General features: G+C 64.6%; 13 protein-coding genes and 3 pseudogenes. 5 read left to right on the top strand and 11 right to left on the bottom strand.

Going from position 1 to position 13702, the window contains the following annotated elements; genetic code table 11:
- Positions 1-106 precede the first annotated feature (106 nt).
- Complete coding sequence (locus tag J2Y58_RS18330) at positions 107-1321, bottom strand: glycosyltransferase (protein ID WP_310106414.1); 1215 nt, start codon at positions 1319-1321, stop codon at positions 107-109.
- 19 nt (positions 1322-1340) lie between these two features.
- Here J2Y58_RS18330 and J2Y58_RS18325 point away from each other — a divergent pair, with 19 nt between their 5' ends.
- Entirely contained in the window at positions 1341-1481 is a 141-nt protein-coding gene (locus J2Y58_RS18325) for a hydroxyisourate hydrolase (RefSeq protein WP_310106412.1), read from the top strand.
- A gap of 7 nt (positions 1482-1488) precedes the next feature.
- Here J2Y58_RS18325 and J2Y58_RS18320 read toward each other — a convergent pair whose 3' ends face one another.
- From J2Y58_RS18320 to J2Y58_RS18310, 3 genes are all read right to left on the bottom strand, one after another.
- Positions 1489-1896, bottom strand: coding sequence for a hypothetical protein (locus tag J2Y58_RS18320; RefSeq protein WP_310106409.1), 408 nt, complete (start codon positions 1894-1896; stop codon positions 1489-1491).
- Positions 1897-1921: 25 nt separating this feature from the next.
- Positions 1922-4798: a PAS domain S-box protein gene (locus tag J2Y58_RS18315; protein WP_310106406.1), complete on the bottom strand. Its 2877-nt coding sequence runs from the start codon at positions 4796-4798 to the stop codon at positions 1922-1924.
- Positions 4799-4983: 185 nt separating this feature from the next.
- The gene (locus tag J2Y58_RS18310; protein ID WP_310106403.1) at positions 4984-6237 is read right to left on the bottom strand and encodes an EAL domain-containing protein; all 1254 of its coding nucleotides are present in this window, start codon (positions 6235-6237) and stop codon (positions 4984-4986) included.
- Between J2Y58_RS18310 and J2Y58_RS18305 the strand changes: the two genes are divergently transcribed.
- Complete coding sequence (locus J2Y58_RS18305; protein WP_310106401.1) at positions 6148-7062, top strand: MHYT domain-containing protein; 915 nt, start codon at positions 6148-6150, stop codon at positions 7060-7062. The genes J2Y58_RS18310 and J2Y58_RS18305 overlap by 90 nt on opposite strands.
- Before the next feature lie 15 nt (positions 7063-7077).
- Here J2Y58_RS18305 and J2Y58_RS18300 read toward each other — a convergent pair.
- Both J2Y58_RS18300 and J2Y58_RS18295 read right to left on the bottom strand, forming a co-directional pair.
- Positions 7078-7140: pseudogene (locus J2Y58_RS18300) on the bottom strand (hypothetical protein); the annotation flags it as partial.
- Between the two features lie 301 nt (positions 7141-7441).
- Complete coding sequence (locus J2Y58_RS18295; protein WP_310106400.1) at positions 7442-7936, bottom strand: nucleoside deaminase; 495 nt, start codon at positions 7934-7936, stop codon at positions 7442-7444.
- 101 nt (positions 7937-8037) lie between these two features.
- On the opposite strand from J2Y58_RS18295, the gene J2Y58_RS18290 reads away from it, so the two are divergent.
- Complete coding sequence (locus tag J2Y58_RS18290; RefSeq protein WP_310106398.1) at positions 8038-8424, top strand: hypothetical protein; 387 nt, start codon at positions 8038-8040, stop codon at positions 8422-8424.
- A 36-nt stretch (positions 8425-8460) separates the two neighbouring features.
- Here the strand turns inward: J2Y58_RS18290 and J2Y58_RS18285 are convergent, their stop codons facing one another.
- A complete protein-coding gene (locus tag J2Y58_RS18285; protein ID WP_310106418.1) occupies positions 8461-8811 on the bottom strand; it encodes a response regulator in 351 nt (116 codons plus the stop codon).
- Positions 8812-9079: 268 nt separating this feature from the next.
- Between J2Y58_RS18285 and J2Y58_RS18280 the strand changes: the two genes are divergently transcribed.
- Complete coding sequence (locus J2Y58_RS18280; protein ID WP_310106397.1) at positions 9080-9397, top strand: hydroxyisourate hydrolase; 318 nt, start codon at positions 9080-9082, stop codon at positions 9395-9397.
- On the opposite strand, the gene J2Y58_RS18275 is transcribed toward J2Y58_RS18280, so the two are convergent.
- Together J2Y58_RS18275 and J2Y58_RS18270 are read right to left on the bottom strand one after the other, a co-directional pair.
- On the bottom strand, positions 9369-9806 hold the full coding sequence (locus J2Y58_RS18275) for a hypothetical protein (protein WP_310106396.1): 438 nt from the start codon (positions 9804-9806) through the stop codon (positions 9369-9371). The genes J2Y58_RS18280 and J2Y58_RS18275 overlap by 29 nt on opposite strands.
- 51 nt (positions 9807-9857) lie before the next feature.
- Positions 9858-11618 (bottom strand): histidine kinase famiy protein, encoded by a 1761-nt coding sequence (locus tag J2Y58_RS18270; RefSeq protein ID WP_310106394.1) that lies wholly within the window; start codon positions 11616-11618, stop codon positions 9858-9860.
- Positions 11619-12123: 505 nt separating this feature from the next.
- Between J2Y58_RS18270 and J2Y58_RS18265 the strand changes: the two are divergent.
- Positions 12124-12566, top strand: a pseudogene (locus tag J2Y58_RS18265) (transposase); the annotation flags it as partial.
- Here the strand turns inward: J2Y58_RS18265 and J2Y58_RS18260 are convergent.
- Both J2Y58_RS18260 and J2Y58_RS18255 read right to left on the bottom strand, forming a co-directional pair.
- A pseudogene (locus tag J2Y58_RS18260) lies at positions 12554-12856 on the bottom strand (IS481 family transposase); the annotation flags it as partial. The pseudogenes J2Y58_RS18265 and J2Y58_RS18260 sit on opposite strands and share 13 nt — an antisense overlap.
- Before the next feature lie 124 nt (positions 12857-12980).
- The gene (locus J2Y58_RS18255) at positions 12981-13619 is read right to left on the bottom strand and encodes a recombinase family protein (RefSeq protein WP_310106416.1); all 639 of its coding nucleotides are present in this window, start codon (positions 13617-13619) and stop codon (positions 12981-12983) included.
- Positions 13620-13702: the final 83 nt, after the last annotated feature.

Genomic DNA, 13702 nt, shown 5'->3' with positions numbered 1-13702 from the left:
AGAGGGCGGAGCAGGTCCAGATATGCCTTGGGCGTCGTCGGATCGCCGGCGGGGTCGGTCGCCCACCCCGCCGCGACGATCGCATGGCGCAGAGCCTCGACCGTCGTCATGCCGCCTGCTCGCAAAGCTGGCGCTCGAGCAAAGCCAGGGCCTGCTCGGCCTCAGCTAGGGTGACGTCGGGTATATCGGGCAGTGCCGGCACGACACGCATCGCGAACGCCTCGGCATTGGGACAGTCGCGCGCGACACCGATCACATGGTCACCGGTCAATCCGATACGGTCGCCGAAGCTGGCTGCGAGAAAGGAATCTGGGAGCCCGGCCCAGATGCGGCGCGCCTCCGCCTGCTGCCGGTATTGCCATGCCGCCCCTCGCGGATGCGGCATCGAGGGTGCCCCATGATGGTCGATGGCGCTGAGCGCAGCGGCCATGCCTCCCGGTGCCCGGCCGAGCCGCCGTGAGGAGGTCGCAACCACCATGCCGGGATCGCGGCGCACGCGAAACCCGGCACGCCCGGCATCGTCGAGCAGGGCGGCGTCCTCGCCGCATGGCACCGGCTGGAAGCCACCCAGCGCATGATAGGCTCCGGGTCGGAAGGCCATGTTGGCGCCTCCTGAGCAGTGGGAGCCGGTCGGACTGTCCCACGGAACGGGATCGACCGATCGCCGGTAGGCGTGAAGCCGATCGAGGTAGCGCTCGACCCTCCCCTGCACCGGATCCCGCTCCGCTGCGATCCGGACGATTCGCCCGGCGACAAGGTCGGCCGAGGCCAGGCCCTGCAGTGCCGCCCTGACCCAATCGGCACGGGGCTGGCTGTCGGCGTCGGTCGTCAGGAGAATACCGTGGGGCGTGCTCGTCGCATGATGCAGGCCAAGGGCGATGGCTGCCCGGCGTGCACGACCGGCATTGGCATCAGGGGACGGGTCTCCCTGAGCCACCGTGAACGGAAGGGCCATGCGACCAGCATGCTCGAGTATTACCTGCTCGCTCGCATCCGAGCAATTATCAAGGAGGAAGAACACGGCAGCCTCGACGTCGCCCAAGTCCAGTCGCCCGATCGCCTCCAGCAACTTCGGTAACGCAGTCTCCTCGTTGCGGACCGGAACACAGATCGCAGCTGACACAGGTCGCAACGGCACCCCCACCATCGGTTTCGCAGGACCGGCGACCCTGCCTTGCAGGACTGTAGGTGATAAACGCCGGTTTCGGAAGCTGCTCGCGGTGATGCAAGATGCCAGATCGTCACGCAGGACTCCGGTTTGCCGGGTCTCGACCGAGAGATCGGCGTCGGGTAGGTAGCCGTCGAAGTTCGCGCCGGACACCTACAAGCTGCAGTTCGACATGGCGGACTACCCGGAAGCGAAGGCGGTGCCATTCTTCCCCGAGATCGATCCCGTGTTCGGCGTCACCAACCCTGCCACGCACTACCATGTGCCGGTCGTGGTCAGCCCCTTCGGCTACTCCACCTACAGGGGCAATTGATCACCGATCACGCCTCGATTCCTGCCTGGTGCATCGGCTTATAGAGCTCGTGCTCAAGCGACCACAGGTAGCGGTCGAGGCGCTCTACCAGTGTTGCGACGTCCGCAGCATAGGCTGGGACGTTGGAAGCTATCGCGTTGCTGCTCCAACGCCGTATGTGGTCGGAGTAGCGTAGCCGAAGCTCGCGATCCTCTTCCATGATCCGCTCGTAAGTCGGCATCCGATCAGCGAAATAGGCTCGGGCATCCTTGTTCCAGTCCTGCTGTGTAGGCAAATGCTCCCGTACCGCATTGGCCAAGTTTATACGTAGCCGGCCGAGGTCGGTAAAAGGAGGTCCAGCCTTGACGCAGTCGCAAAGCGCGTAGGCAGCAGCGCGGATCACCTCATGGGCGCGCCTGCAATCATCTGGCATCATCATCTCGTCCTACTCGCGATCCTTATTACCAGCCGTCGTTGCTGGCGCGCCGCGCGCCTATCATGGCCGTTGCACGCTCTGTCGCAGCGCGCGTGTCGTTGGCCAGCTTCTTCACCTCCGACGCGACTACCGTGAAGCCCCGGCCTGCCTCGCCCGCCCTCGCCGCCTCGATCGTCGCGTTTAGCGCGAGCAGGTTGGTCTGGGCGGCGATGCCGCCGATCGCGGTCACGATCGTGTCCAGCTCGGCCACCGTGTCCTGCAGCGCCTGTCGGCGCAGGTCGAGCGCTCGCTGCATCGCCTCGCTTTCAGCAAGGCGGTGCTCGGCTTCCCGCTCCAGCAGCACCTGGCGCGTGATGTCGGTGGCGATCTTAACGACCTTTCTCGGTCGGCCGTCGGCATCGAGGATCGGGTTGTAGGAGGCCTGGATCCAAATCTCGCGGCCGTCATGCCCGATCCGACGATATCGCCCCGCATCGAACTCACCCCGCAACAGACGTTCCCAAAGCCTCGTGTAATCGGCCGAGCGCGCCTCGGCAGCGTCGCACAACATGCGGTGGTGCTGGCCCACGAGCGCCTCGCTGTCGTAGCCCAGCATGGTCTGCGCGTTCCGGTTGGCGGACAGGATCAGCCCGTTCAGATCGAACTCGATCACGGCCTGGCTGCGATCGACGGCCGCATCGCGGCCGGCGAACTCCGCATCGCGCTCACGCGCCTCGGTAATGTCGGTCGCGAACTTGACGATCTTCAGCGGCCGTCCGTCCGGATCGAGGATCGGATTGTAGGTCGCCTGCAGCCACACGTCGCGGCCGTCCTTGCCGATCCGGCGGTATAGACCTGCGTCGAAGGCACCGCCGGCAAGCTTGCGCCAGAACGCGGCATAGTCTGGCGAGCGCGCATAGTCAGGGTCGCAGAGGAGGCGATGGTGACGGCCGATGACCTCGGCCCGGCTATAGCCCAGCGCGTCGAGGAAGTTCTGGTTGGCCTCCAGGATCGTCCCGTCGAGCCCAAGCTCGACGACCGCCTGGCTGCGGTCCATCGCCTTTGATCGCGCCTCGAACTCGGCGCTGCGCAGCTTCGCTTCCGTCACGTCGGTGGCGAAGCCGACGATCTTCACGACCCGGCCGTCCGCATCGAGAACCGGGTTGTAGGTTGCCTGGAACCACAGGTCGCGGCCCTCACGGTCGCGCCGCTTGAAGACGCCCGTCATATGCTCGCCGCGGCCAAGCGTCTCCCAGGCTGCTGCATAAGCGGCACTCGAGGCGAAGTCGGGCGGACACAGAATCCGGTGATGCTCGCCCGCGACATCCTCCGGTGCATAGCCGAGTGCCTTGAGATAGCCGTTACTGGTTGCGAGGATGATGCCATCAGGGGCAAGCTCGATCGTCAAAGCCGAGCGCCGCATCGCCAGCGTGAGCGCTTCGAACTCGGCGTTGCGCTGCCGGCTCTCCGTCATGTCGGACGCGAACTTCACGATTCGCACCGGGCGCCCATCCGGGTCGAGCACCGGATTGTAGGTGGCGCGAAGCCATAGCTCGCGGCCATCCTTGCCGACGCGGCGGTAGGTCCCGACATCGAACTCGCCCCGGCCGAGCTTCGCCCAGAAGGCGGCATAGTCGGCTGTGCCGGCGTAAGCGGGGTCGCAGAACATCCGGTGATGCCGCCCGACCACCTCGTCGCGCGCATAGCCCGTCAGCCGAAGGAAAACGTCGTTGACTTCGAGGATGGTGCCGTCGGTCGCGAACTCGATTACCGCCTGGCTGCGGTCGAGCGCCGCGAGCCTCGCCGCTGAATCGGCAGCCGCCAGCTTGCTCACCGTCACGTCGGTTGCGACCTCCAGAACCCGGATCGGTCGCCCCTTCTCATCGAGCACCGGGGTGTAGGTCGATTGCAGCCAGACGAGACGGCCGTCCTTCGCGGCGCGCCGGTACTCACCCGTCTGGTGCTCGCCGGCAGCGAGCTTCGCCCAGAACGCCGGATCGCTCGATCCTGGTGCCCTGACACCTATGTCGTGCGTGCGATCGGGGAGCCCTGCAATTTCGTCCAGCCGGTAGCCCAGCGTATCGAGGAAGCGTTCGTTCGCCCAGCGGACGGTGCCGTCGAGGTCGAACTCGGCAACGAGGCTGGAGCGGACCAGCGCCGCCCAACCCGCATCCGTCGTCCCGCGCGCCCGCAAGGCGAGCACGGCGCGCGCCTTTGCGGCGCCGACCGTCACGACCAGGACCGCCAGCGCTGCAACAGCGATGAGCGGCGCCATGAGGTCGGGCGCCAGCACGATTCCGCCCGTGCTGGCCGCGGATCCAGGGATCGCGGCGCTGATCGCGGCCATGCCGGTGAAATGCAGCAGCAGGATCGCCAGCGTCAGCAAGGCGGCAGCGGCAGTCCCCGTCCCGATGCCGCGGCCAGCGATGGCGAGGTACAGCGCCGGGACGACCGGCAGCACCGCAAGGAAGACCGAAGCGACGATCAGGACGGACGAGAAGCGGAAGGTGCCCGGAAACAGAACGGCGCTCATACCCAGATAGTGCATGGCAGAGATGCCCGAGCCGACCATCGCCGCGCTGACGACATAGCCGATGCGGTCCTGCCTGAGGACGCACGTCCGCAGCCCGGCCCAGGTCATAACGATGGCGATGGCCAGAGACGCCATCGTGCGCCCCGGCAGGTAGCCGACCATGATGCCGGGATCGTAGCCGAGCATCGCGATGAAGTGGGTCGCCCAGATCCCCGTGCCCGACGCAAAGGCCGCGCCGATCAGCCAGCGGGACCGCTCGCTTGCCGGCGCGGCGCCGAGATGGCGCAGCAGGAACACGACGCTGCCGGTCGCCGCGATGCAGACCAGGGCCGCGAGCGCTACCAGCCACTTGTTATGCTGATGGGTCAGACAGAAGAAGACGTCGAACATCTGTTGCGCCCTTTCACGCCGCGAGAGCTTGATAGGGTGCCTTAGGTTAACGAGGCGCTAAGCCGGATGTCCGCTCCAAGTTGAGCCGCGTTAGATGCGAAAGTCCTGCGTAGTGCGGTGCATAATAAACCAGGAGATCAATGAACGTGGGCCGGTAAGGCATCGTCGCAGTGGCAGCGCTCGGCTTAGGCCGCAGTACGCAGGCGGCAATAGGGCGTCCATTCCGCGATAAATTCGGCGAAGTCTGTCCCTTGAAGCGGTTTACTGACATTGTAGCCCTGAACAGCGTCACAGCCTTGCGCAACGGCGAAGGCATGCTGTTCTTCCGTCTCCACACCTTCCACCGTTATCGCCATGTCCAGACACTTACCCATCGTGATGATGGCGTGGACGATCGCGGTACATTGCTTATTGCCCGGTATCTGGCGAACGAACGACTGGTCGATCTTGATCTTGTCGAACGGAAACCGGCTCAAGTAGCTGAGCGACGAGTAACCGGTTCCGAAGTCGTACATTGAGATAAGCAGCCCTTGGGTCTTCAACGCGGTAAGTGTCGCGATCGTCTGTTCTTCGTCGCTCAGCAGGACTCCCTCGGTGATCTCCAGCTCGAGGCGACTGGAACGCAGCCCGCTCGACTTCAGTGCCGCCTCGATGGTGGCGGCAAGCCCGGGATCGCGGAACTGGACAGGGGACAGGTTCACGGCGACGCTGATGTTGTCAGGCCAGGAGGTCGCTTCCTGGCAGGCGGCCCGGATCACCCATCTGCCCAAAGCGAGGATCAGCCCGGTGTCTTCGGCCAGTCTGATGAAGACCGCGGGCGGGATCAGTCCACGCTCGGGATGGTTCCAGCGCAGCAGCGCCTCAGCCGATCCGATCCGGCCGCTCCGCGTGTCGAGCAAGGGCTGGTAGTGGAGCTCGAGTTCGTCGTTCTCGATAGCGTGACGAAGTCCTTCCTCCAGCAGCCGGCGCTCGACGCTGGCAGCGTTCAAAGCGGCATCGTAGCGGCGATGGCGCCCCTTGCCGTCCAGTTTGGCGGCGTAGAGCGCCAGGTCCGCGTTCCGCAACAGCTCCGTCGGATCGGTGCCATCGGTCGGAGAGCAGGCGATGCCGATGCTCGCGCCGATATAGATGACCTGGTTGTCGAGCAGGAAAGGCTGATCGCCCACGCGCTCCACAATGCGTCGCGCGAGCAGGTCGGCTTCCTCGGTCACCGAGGTGGCAAGGAGAATGGCGAACTCATCGCCGCCCAGCCTCGCTATGACGTCTCCCTCACGTATTTCCGCCCTGAGCCGCTCCGCGACCTTGCACAGGAGGAGATCGCCAACCGCGTGACCTGACGTATCGTTGACATGCTTGAAGCGGTCGAGATCGATCATCATCACGGCGAAAGCCGTGTCGTCGCTGCGTCGAGACATCACCCTGCGGGTGAGAAGGTCCATGAAACTGGCTCGATTGGGGAGACCTGTCAGCGCATCGTTGAAGGCGTGGTCACGTGGCACATGCCCCTGGTGCTGGCATCCGTGATGCTCGGCGTTCCGTTATGCGGCGTTGCACTGCTGGCCGAAGGCCATCCCCGACGCCCCCTGCGATACTTCGCCGCGCCGCTCCTGCTCGGGGCCATCGTGGTCCTCCACTTCTGCGGCATGGCCGCGATGCACCTCCATGCCGACCCAACCCGGCGGCTGCCCGAGTTTTCGGTTTCTCCTGCGACGATCACGCCGATCGTCGCCGGTGTGAGCCTGGCCATCCTGGCGCTGGCGATCTGCGGCATGCGTTTCGACATCGCCGCACGGGCCCGGCAGCGCTGGGAGCGCAAGCGACTGGGCGAGCTGGCTGGCGTCGCGTTGGAGGGATTGCTGATCTGCGACGGCGACCGAATCGTCACCGCGAACAGCAGCATGGAGCGGCTGGCTGGTCGGACCGCGGGCGAGCTGGCCGGGACGAGCCTCGAGACGCTGCTACCCGGCCTCGATCTTGAAACCCTCCCGGAGCGGGAAGAACGGGAGATTGATCTGGTGCGAGAGACCGGGGATCCCGTACCCGTCCGGGCACTCCGATCGCAGGTCCGCATCGGGCGCAAGCAGCAGACGGTTGTCGCGGTTCGCGACCAGAGCGAGCGCCTTCGCACGGAGGCGAAGATGCGCGCGCTCCACGCCTTCAACGAGATAGGCTTCCTGTCCCACGTAGTGGAGCAGCGCGATACCGATCCCGATGACGAGACCGGCAGCGAAGCGTCGATTTTGGCGCCTCTCCTTGAGGGCTAGCAAGGTGCCTGCGCCGATGCCTCCGATCGCGCAGAGCAGGGACACGGCCGTGAGCAGCGGGTCGAACGCGGACGGCATGCCCGGTTCGAAAGCCAGCAAGATGATGAAGTGGGTCGCCCAGGCGGTGCAGCCGGCCGACACGATGCTGACAGGTCCCCACAGGCGGCGGGTCTTTCGCCCGGAGCGTACGGCATGGGCGGCCAGGGCGAACGAGGCATAGATCCCGCAGAGGCAAACCAGGCCGGCGAGCAGCACCAACCACGGATCGTGGTCGTGCCGGATGCAGTCGAAAACCTGTGCGACCTGGGAATGCATCGTATTCGGCTACCAGTGAGCCGTTAAGACATCCTCAACCCGTTCGTATCTGCTTTCCGCAGGACTACAGCTTCGCCTGCTCCCCGACCGGAAGATCGGCGTCGGGCGGGTAGTAGAGCGCGGCGCACTTGTCGGCGAGACAGCCGCCGTCGATCTCGATGTCATCGCGGTAGGCGTCGGTGGTGAAGCCCAGCGTGTCGACATGCTTCGCCTCGAAGTACATCCGATGCACGTCGTCGCGCCCGGCGTCATTAACGACACGGCGGACCTTCAACCAGATAGACGCCATGGTGCACATGCCGCAGGGCTGAAGCGTCGAGTAGAGCGTTGCGCCGCGAAGCTCGAGTTTCCCGATGCTCTCGCATGCACGACGGATCGCCATCATCTCGGCATACGCGGTCGCGTCCGGCAGCTTATAGGTCTGGTTACGCTCCGCGGCGATGATCTTGCCGTCGAGCACGATCACACAGCCGATCGGCGAAGAGGCCGGGTCGGAGCCCTTGGAACGGGCGACCTCGATCGCTTTCCGCATCCATTGTTCGTCGTCACCAGCGCACATCGTCCGTCTCCCTGCTTGAGGCCAGCGCTCGAACCGAGACTTCGGCCATCAATCGCGGCGACACCTCAGCTGATCCATGTGATGGCACAACCGACCAGTTCGTGGTCAACGCGCAGGATGAGCCGAGCTTTGTGATGCCCCTGCACGGACGCCGTATCCTCGTAGTCGAGGACGACTATTACGAAGCCAAGGAACTGGCCTGCCTGCTCGCCAGGGCGGGTGCTCGACCGATCGGCCCGGTTCCGTGCTGCGAAGACGCGCTGCCGCTCCTCGCGCTCACTCCCGACATGGCGACGATCGACGCCACTCTACGCTTCGAGGAGCCCTGCGCCGCGATCGTGGACGAACTGGACAGGCGCGGCGTGCCCTTCCTGTTGGTGACAGGCTGGGCCGAAGCGATCCCGGCGAGGCACCGACATCGCCCGGTCTGTCACAAGCCCGCAAGCGACCGCCAGATCGTTGCGGCCCTTCATGCTCTGGTGACCTAGGCCAGTCGCAATCACGCCTGCACACGGCCGCATAGATCAGACCGGCGCGAACCGCCGGAATGCGCCGACCACTTCATGAGGCACGATCGGCTTGCCCAGAATAGCGGAGGCGTAATGGCAGGGCTGGCACTCCTCAGGCGTTCCGGTGATGAAGATCACCGGCCGCTCGCCCAGTTCCTCCAGGATCACGGAACAGGCCATCGGTCCGGTTCCCTCCGCGAGCTTGACGTCGGACAGGATCAGCGCCGGCGGATTTTGCCGCGCCGATGCGATGGCTCCCGCTTGCGTGTCGGCGATGTCGATCGAGGTGGCTCCCCCGTCACTCGCCAGGTCGCTCACCCACTCCGCGATCAGAGGCTCGTCCTCGATCACCAACACATGACACATCAGCAGCTCCGATCGGGTGATTAACTCCCCGGACACCAGATCGGGCCAGGGCTGCTGTAGTTTTTGTGCCTGATGCGCTCGCTTCCGAGTTTCATCGTGCAACCCCCTAGCACACGCGCGCTCAGGCTATCCCTGATAAGGACACATGACGTGCGTCTTCCCCTCTGCCTGCTCGCCGCTATCAGCGGTATCGTCGCGTTACCCGTACAAGCCGCGGGAAATCTCGACCCATGTTCTCGACCTGACTCGCGGAGTGGGAGGCCTAGACGTGCCCGTGGTGCTGCTCTGGAAAGTCGACAACAGGCGGTGGGACGAGGTAGGGCGTGGCCGAACGGATCAGGCCGGGCGTGTTCGCTCCTTCGGCGAGCCGTCGCGCTTTGCCCCGGGCACCTACAAGCTGCACTTCGACATGTCGGGCTACCCGGATGCGACGGCCTTGCCCTTCTTTCCCGAGATCGACCTGGTGTCCCGGGTGACCGACCCCGCAGCTCGCTACCACGTGCCGGTCGTGGTCAGCCCGTTCGGCTACTCGACTTATCGCGGCAACCGAAGGCGGGTCAGGCCTTCTCCGATGCGGACTGGATGATCGGCTTGTACAATTCGCTCTCGAGCGATCGGAGGTGGTGTTCGATCCGGTCCACGAGCGGGACGACATCCGCGGCATAGGATGCGAAATCCGCGTCGATCGTCTCGCTGTTCCACCGGCCGATGTGCAGCGAGTAGCTGAGGCGCAGTTCGCGTTCCTGCTCCATGATCCGCTCATACGCCGCCATGCGGTCGCTGAAATACGGTCTGGCCTGCGCGTTCCAGGCCTGCTGGGCGGCGAGATGGCCTCGTACCGCAGCGGCAAGGTTCATGCGTAGCCGGCCGATGTCTGACGTCGGCAGCTTCGTCATCATCACGGTTTTCAGTTCAGCGGCTGCCGTCAACAGTGTGTCATGGGCATGCCTGACGGTCTCGGCCGTCAACGGAGCGTGGGGTGGCGACACCAACATGGCGCCTTTTTAAGGTTGGACCCGCTAACGAGCTGTTGATGCAGGCGCGGATCAGCCCTGGACGGCGCCGAATTGCGACCGGCGCCGGCGCGGCCCGTCCTCGCCGCGCCGGTTGAGCGCCTGGCTCACCCGGTCGAGCAGATCGGAGCGACGGTAGGGCTTGCTGATGACATCGGTGCCTCGTGCACGCGGGCCGTTGATGACCAGCTCCTCATTGTACCCGGTCGTCATCAGCACCGACACCGAGGCATCGCGAGCCATGATGGTGTCGGCAAGCACCAGGCCGTTCATCCCCCCAGGCATGACCAGATCGGTAAAGAGCAGGTCGATCCGGCTGGTTGCGTGGAGTTCATCGAACAACCGGATAGCCTCATCGCCGCTGATCGCCGTCGAGACCGTATAACCGGCACCTTCCAGGATATCGCGCGCGATGGTCAGGACCTCATCATTGTCCTCCACGACAAGGATGTGCGGCGACTCACCCTCCTCGAGGGCTGCGACCGCCGGACGATGGGCTTGCGCCACCGGAGGAGCGGGGTATTCGGCCTGCATCACCGGGAACAGCATCCTGATCCGTGTCCCGTGACCAGGCTCGGTGTCGATCAGCAAACGACCCCCGGACTGGCGTACGAAGCCGCTCGCCATCGCCAGCCCCAGGCCGGTGCCCTTGCCGACCCCCTTGGTGGTGAAGAACGGCTCGGTCGCGCGCTCCACGACGTCCGGACTCATCCCCTGCCCCTGATCCTGGATCTCCAGGGCGACATAGTCGCCTTCCGGCAGACCCTCGCCATCGTCGGGAGATGCGTCGAGATGGAGCGGCAGGGTCGATATTGTGACCAGACCGCCGTCGGGCATCGCATCGCGCGCATTGTTGACGATGTTGAGGATCGCCATCTCGAGCTGGTCCGGATCGACCACGACGTGCGGCAACCCCCGTCGCAGGCTGAGGTGGATGTCGACCTGCTTGTTCACGGAACTCTCGATCAGCTCGCTGAACTCGGACACGAGCTGCGCCAGGTCGAGCGCGCGGGGTTCCAGCCGGGTCTTGCGGGCGAAGGCGAGGAGCTGGCGGGTCAGCTTCGCCCCGCGCTCCGCGGCCGACTGGGCCGCGGTGACATATTTCTTGATCCGCTCCGGATCGGTTGCGGCTGCAACCAGCTCGAGGTTGCCGTTGACGACCTGGAGCAGGTTGTTGAAGTCGTGCGCCAGACCAGCCGTCAGCTGGCCGATGCTCTCCATCTTCTGGGCCTGCCGGTAGCTTTGCTCGGTGTTCCGACGTCGGGTCACGTCGAGCTGGCTGGCGAAGAAATAACGGAGCGTGCCTTCGGTATCGTAGACCGGCCCGATGAACACGGCATTCCAGAACGGCGTGCCGTCCCGCCGGTAGTTGAGCAGCTCCAGCGCGATTGCCTGATGTGCTTCCACGGCATCGCGCAGCTCCGCGACGGCATGGCGATCGGTCTGGGCGCCCTGCAGGAAGCGGCAGTTGCGCCCGAGGACCTCGTCTTCCTCATAGCCCGTCAGGTCGAGAAAAGCCTTGTTGGCGAAGGCGATCGGATTGTCGGGCTGATTGGGATCGGTGAGGATCATCGGCATCCGCGTCATCTCGATCGCGGCGAAGAAGACGCCGCCGCGGTCGTTCAGATCCGGATCGGTGATCGTGCTTTCTCGCCAGTGATGGAGACCGGGGCGCTCGATGGGCTCGTTACCGCCCATGTCCATCGCCCCCTCAGCCGGCTGCCCTGCCGCAAGGCCGGTGGGATCGACGTCGGTATGATTATTCGGTGAGGTGTCTGCAGGGTTCTCCGTCATGTCGCTGGCCTATCCGCGCCCAAGGGCGCCTGGCAAGTGCGTTCCTCGCTCTCATGTCCAATAGCAGTCGTAGGAGGTCGCTCGGACCAGGATGCGACCGCAATGGAGCGAACAGCGCTGCGATGCGCTTGCCTACCAGCTCCGTGGTGATCGGGAAGCACATGTGTCAGGTTTGTCGAAGCAAGCGGCCTATCGCGCGAATGCAATGCGCGAACATGAGCTCGCCCGCTCGACCGAAATCGCGGCCATAAGGTCGATGCATGAGCGGGCTGCCGCTAAATCTATACAGCTCGCCGTTCGTCTCGAGCAAGTTGGACATTAGCACCTGGACAATCCGGGAAAGCGCCACAGGAAGGTTGAGGCCGCGCATCCCGCCACAAGCGCTATCAGAACGCCGTGCTTCAGTTATCCTACCGGATCAGTGGCGCCGGATTCGCAATTCATGACGTGCTCCCCTGAAACTCCGCCAGTTTGAGCTAGAGTCCGCCTTCGTGGGGAGACGGACGTGAAGAAGAGCAGGTTCAGCGAGGAGCAGATCATCGCGGTGTTGCGCGAGCAGTAGGGTGGGATGAAGACCGCCGATGTGTATCGCAAGCATGGGATCAGCAGCGCGACGTTGTACGCGTGGAAGGCCAAGTACGGCGGCATGGACGTGGCGCAGGCGCGCAAGCTGAAGGTATTGGAGGAGGAGAACGGCCGGCTCAAACGGCTGCTGGCGGACGCCATGCTCGACAATGCCGTGTTGAAGGAGGTGGCGGGAAAAAACTAGTGAAGCCCGCCGCTCAGCGGAAGGCTGTTGAGCATGCTCGGCAGCTGTTCGGCATCAGCGAGCGTCGGGCCTGTACCATCTTCGGCGTGGACAGGACGTCGGTGCGCTACGCGCCCCGGCGTAGTGATGATGGCGACCTGCGGTCGCGGTTGCGGGAGATCGCTGCCAGCGCTGAGCGCGTCAGATGCGGGATCGATGGTTGCAGGGCGTAGAGGCGGTCGAGCGGCAGCAGTGTGTGGCGTCGGAACGCCACAACCATTGCCTCCTCGGCCTCGGTCAGGGTCGTTGAATGAGGGGCCTTCGCCCCGGTCTTCAAATCATCGACCGTCGCCCGTTTCCGCCACTTCGCGACGGTCTTCGGGTTGATCCCCAGCTCACGGCTCAGCGTCGCGAGCGAAGCTTGCGATCACTGTATTGCTGCTCGGACGGCGTGCGTGGTCGTGGCGCTCCCGTGACGTACCTGTCCCATACAGCTTCCTTCCATTCCAACGAAAGGATCGCACCATCAAACCCTGGGATCAAACACCTAGCGACTTGCCCGATGAGCGATGCACTTAAATCAACACCATCGGCAGATGGGACATGTATGAAACTCAGCCGCCCTGCTCGAGCTTAGTCGTCCTCGAGCGATGGAGTGCGGTCACGCGTTTGACGTGAGCAATGCTGCATCCGGCGAGTTCCGCAGTTTTCGCGATGCTCATACCCGCCTCCCGCAGACCTACGATGCGTCGATGGTGGGCGAGATCCGGCTTGCGACCAGTGTACCGCCCTGCCCTTTTCGCGATTTCGATGCCCTCGCGCTGCCGCTCGCGCCGCGTCTCGTAGTCGTCACGCGCCGTCTGCAGCGCGACGCGCAACAGCATGTCCTGCACTGCTTCAAGCACGATGCGCGCCACGCCAGCGCTGTCGGCTACCAGGTCAGACAGGTCCACGATGCCCGGCACCGCGAGGCGCGCGCCCTTGCCCCGGATCGTCGCCACCAACAGTTCGGCTTCCGGCAGCGGCAGACGGCTGATGCGGTCGATCTTCTCGGCCACTACCACCTCGCCGGGCTGAAGGTCCGCCACCATGCGCAGCAACTCCGGCCGGTCTGGCCGCGCGCCTGACGCCTTTTCCCGGTAGACCGCAGCAACGTAGAAGCCTGCCGCCCGCGCGCCGGCCACGATGCTTTCCTGTCGCGTCAAGTCCTGCTCGTTCGTGCTCACCCGCAGATACACCCGCGCCGCCTTCACCTCGCTGCCTGCCACCTACTCGTCACTCCTGCTTGGCGTACTTGAGTATACTCAGATGAGCCTCTAGCTAAGTCATGATTTGG

It is taken from the genome of Sphingomonas sp. BE138 (assembly GCF_031456125.1).
GTDB lineage: Bacteria > Pseudomonadota > Alphaproteobacteria > Sphingomonadales > Sphingomonadaceae > Sphingomonas.
Note: the sequence above shows the minus strand (reverse complement) of the source record. Positions and strands in the feature narration are given on the sequence as shown.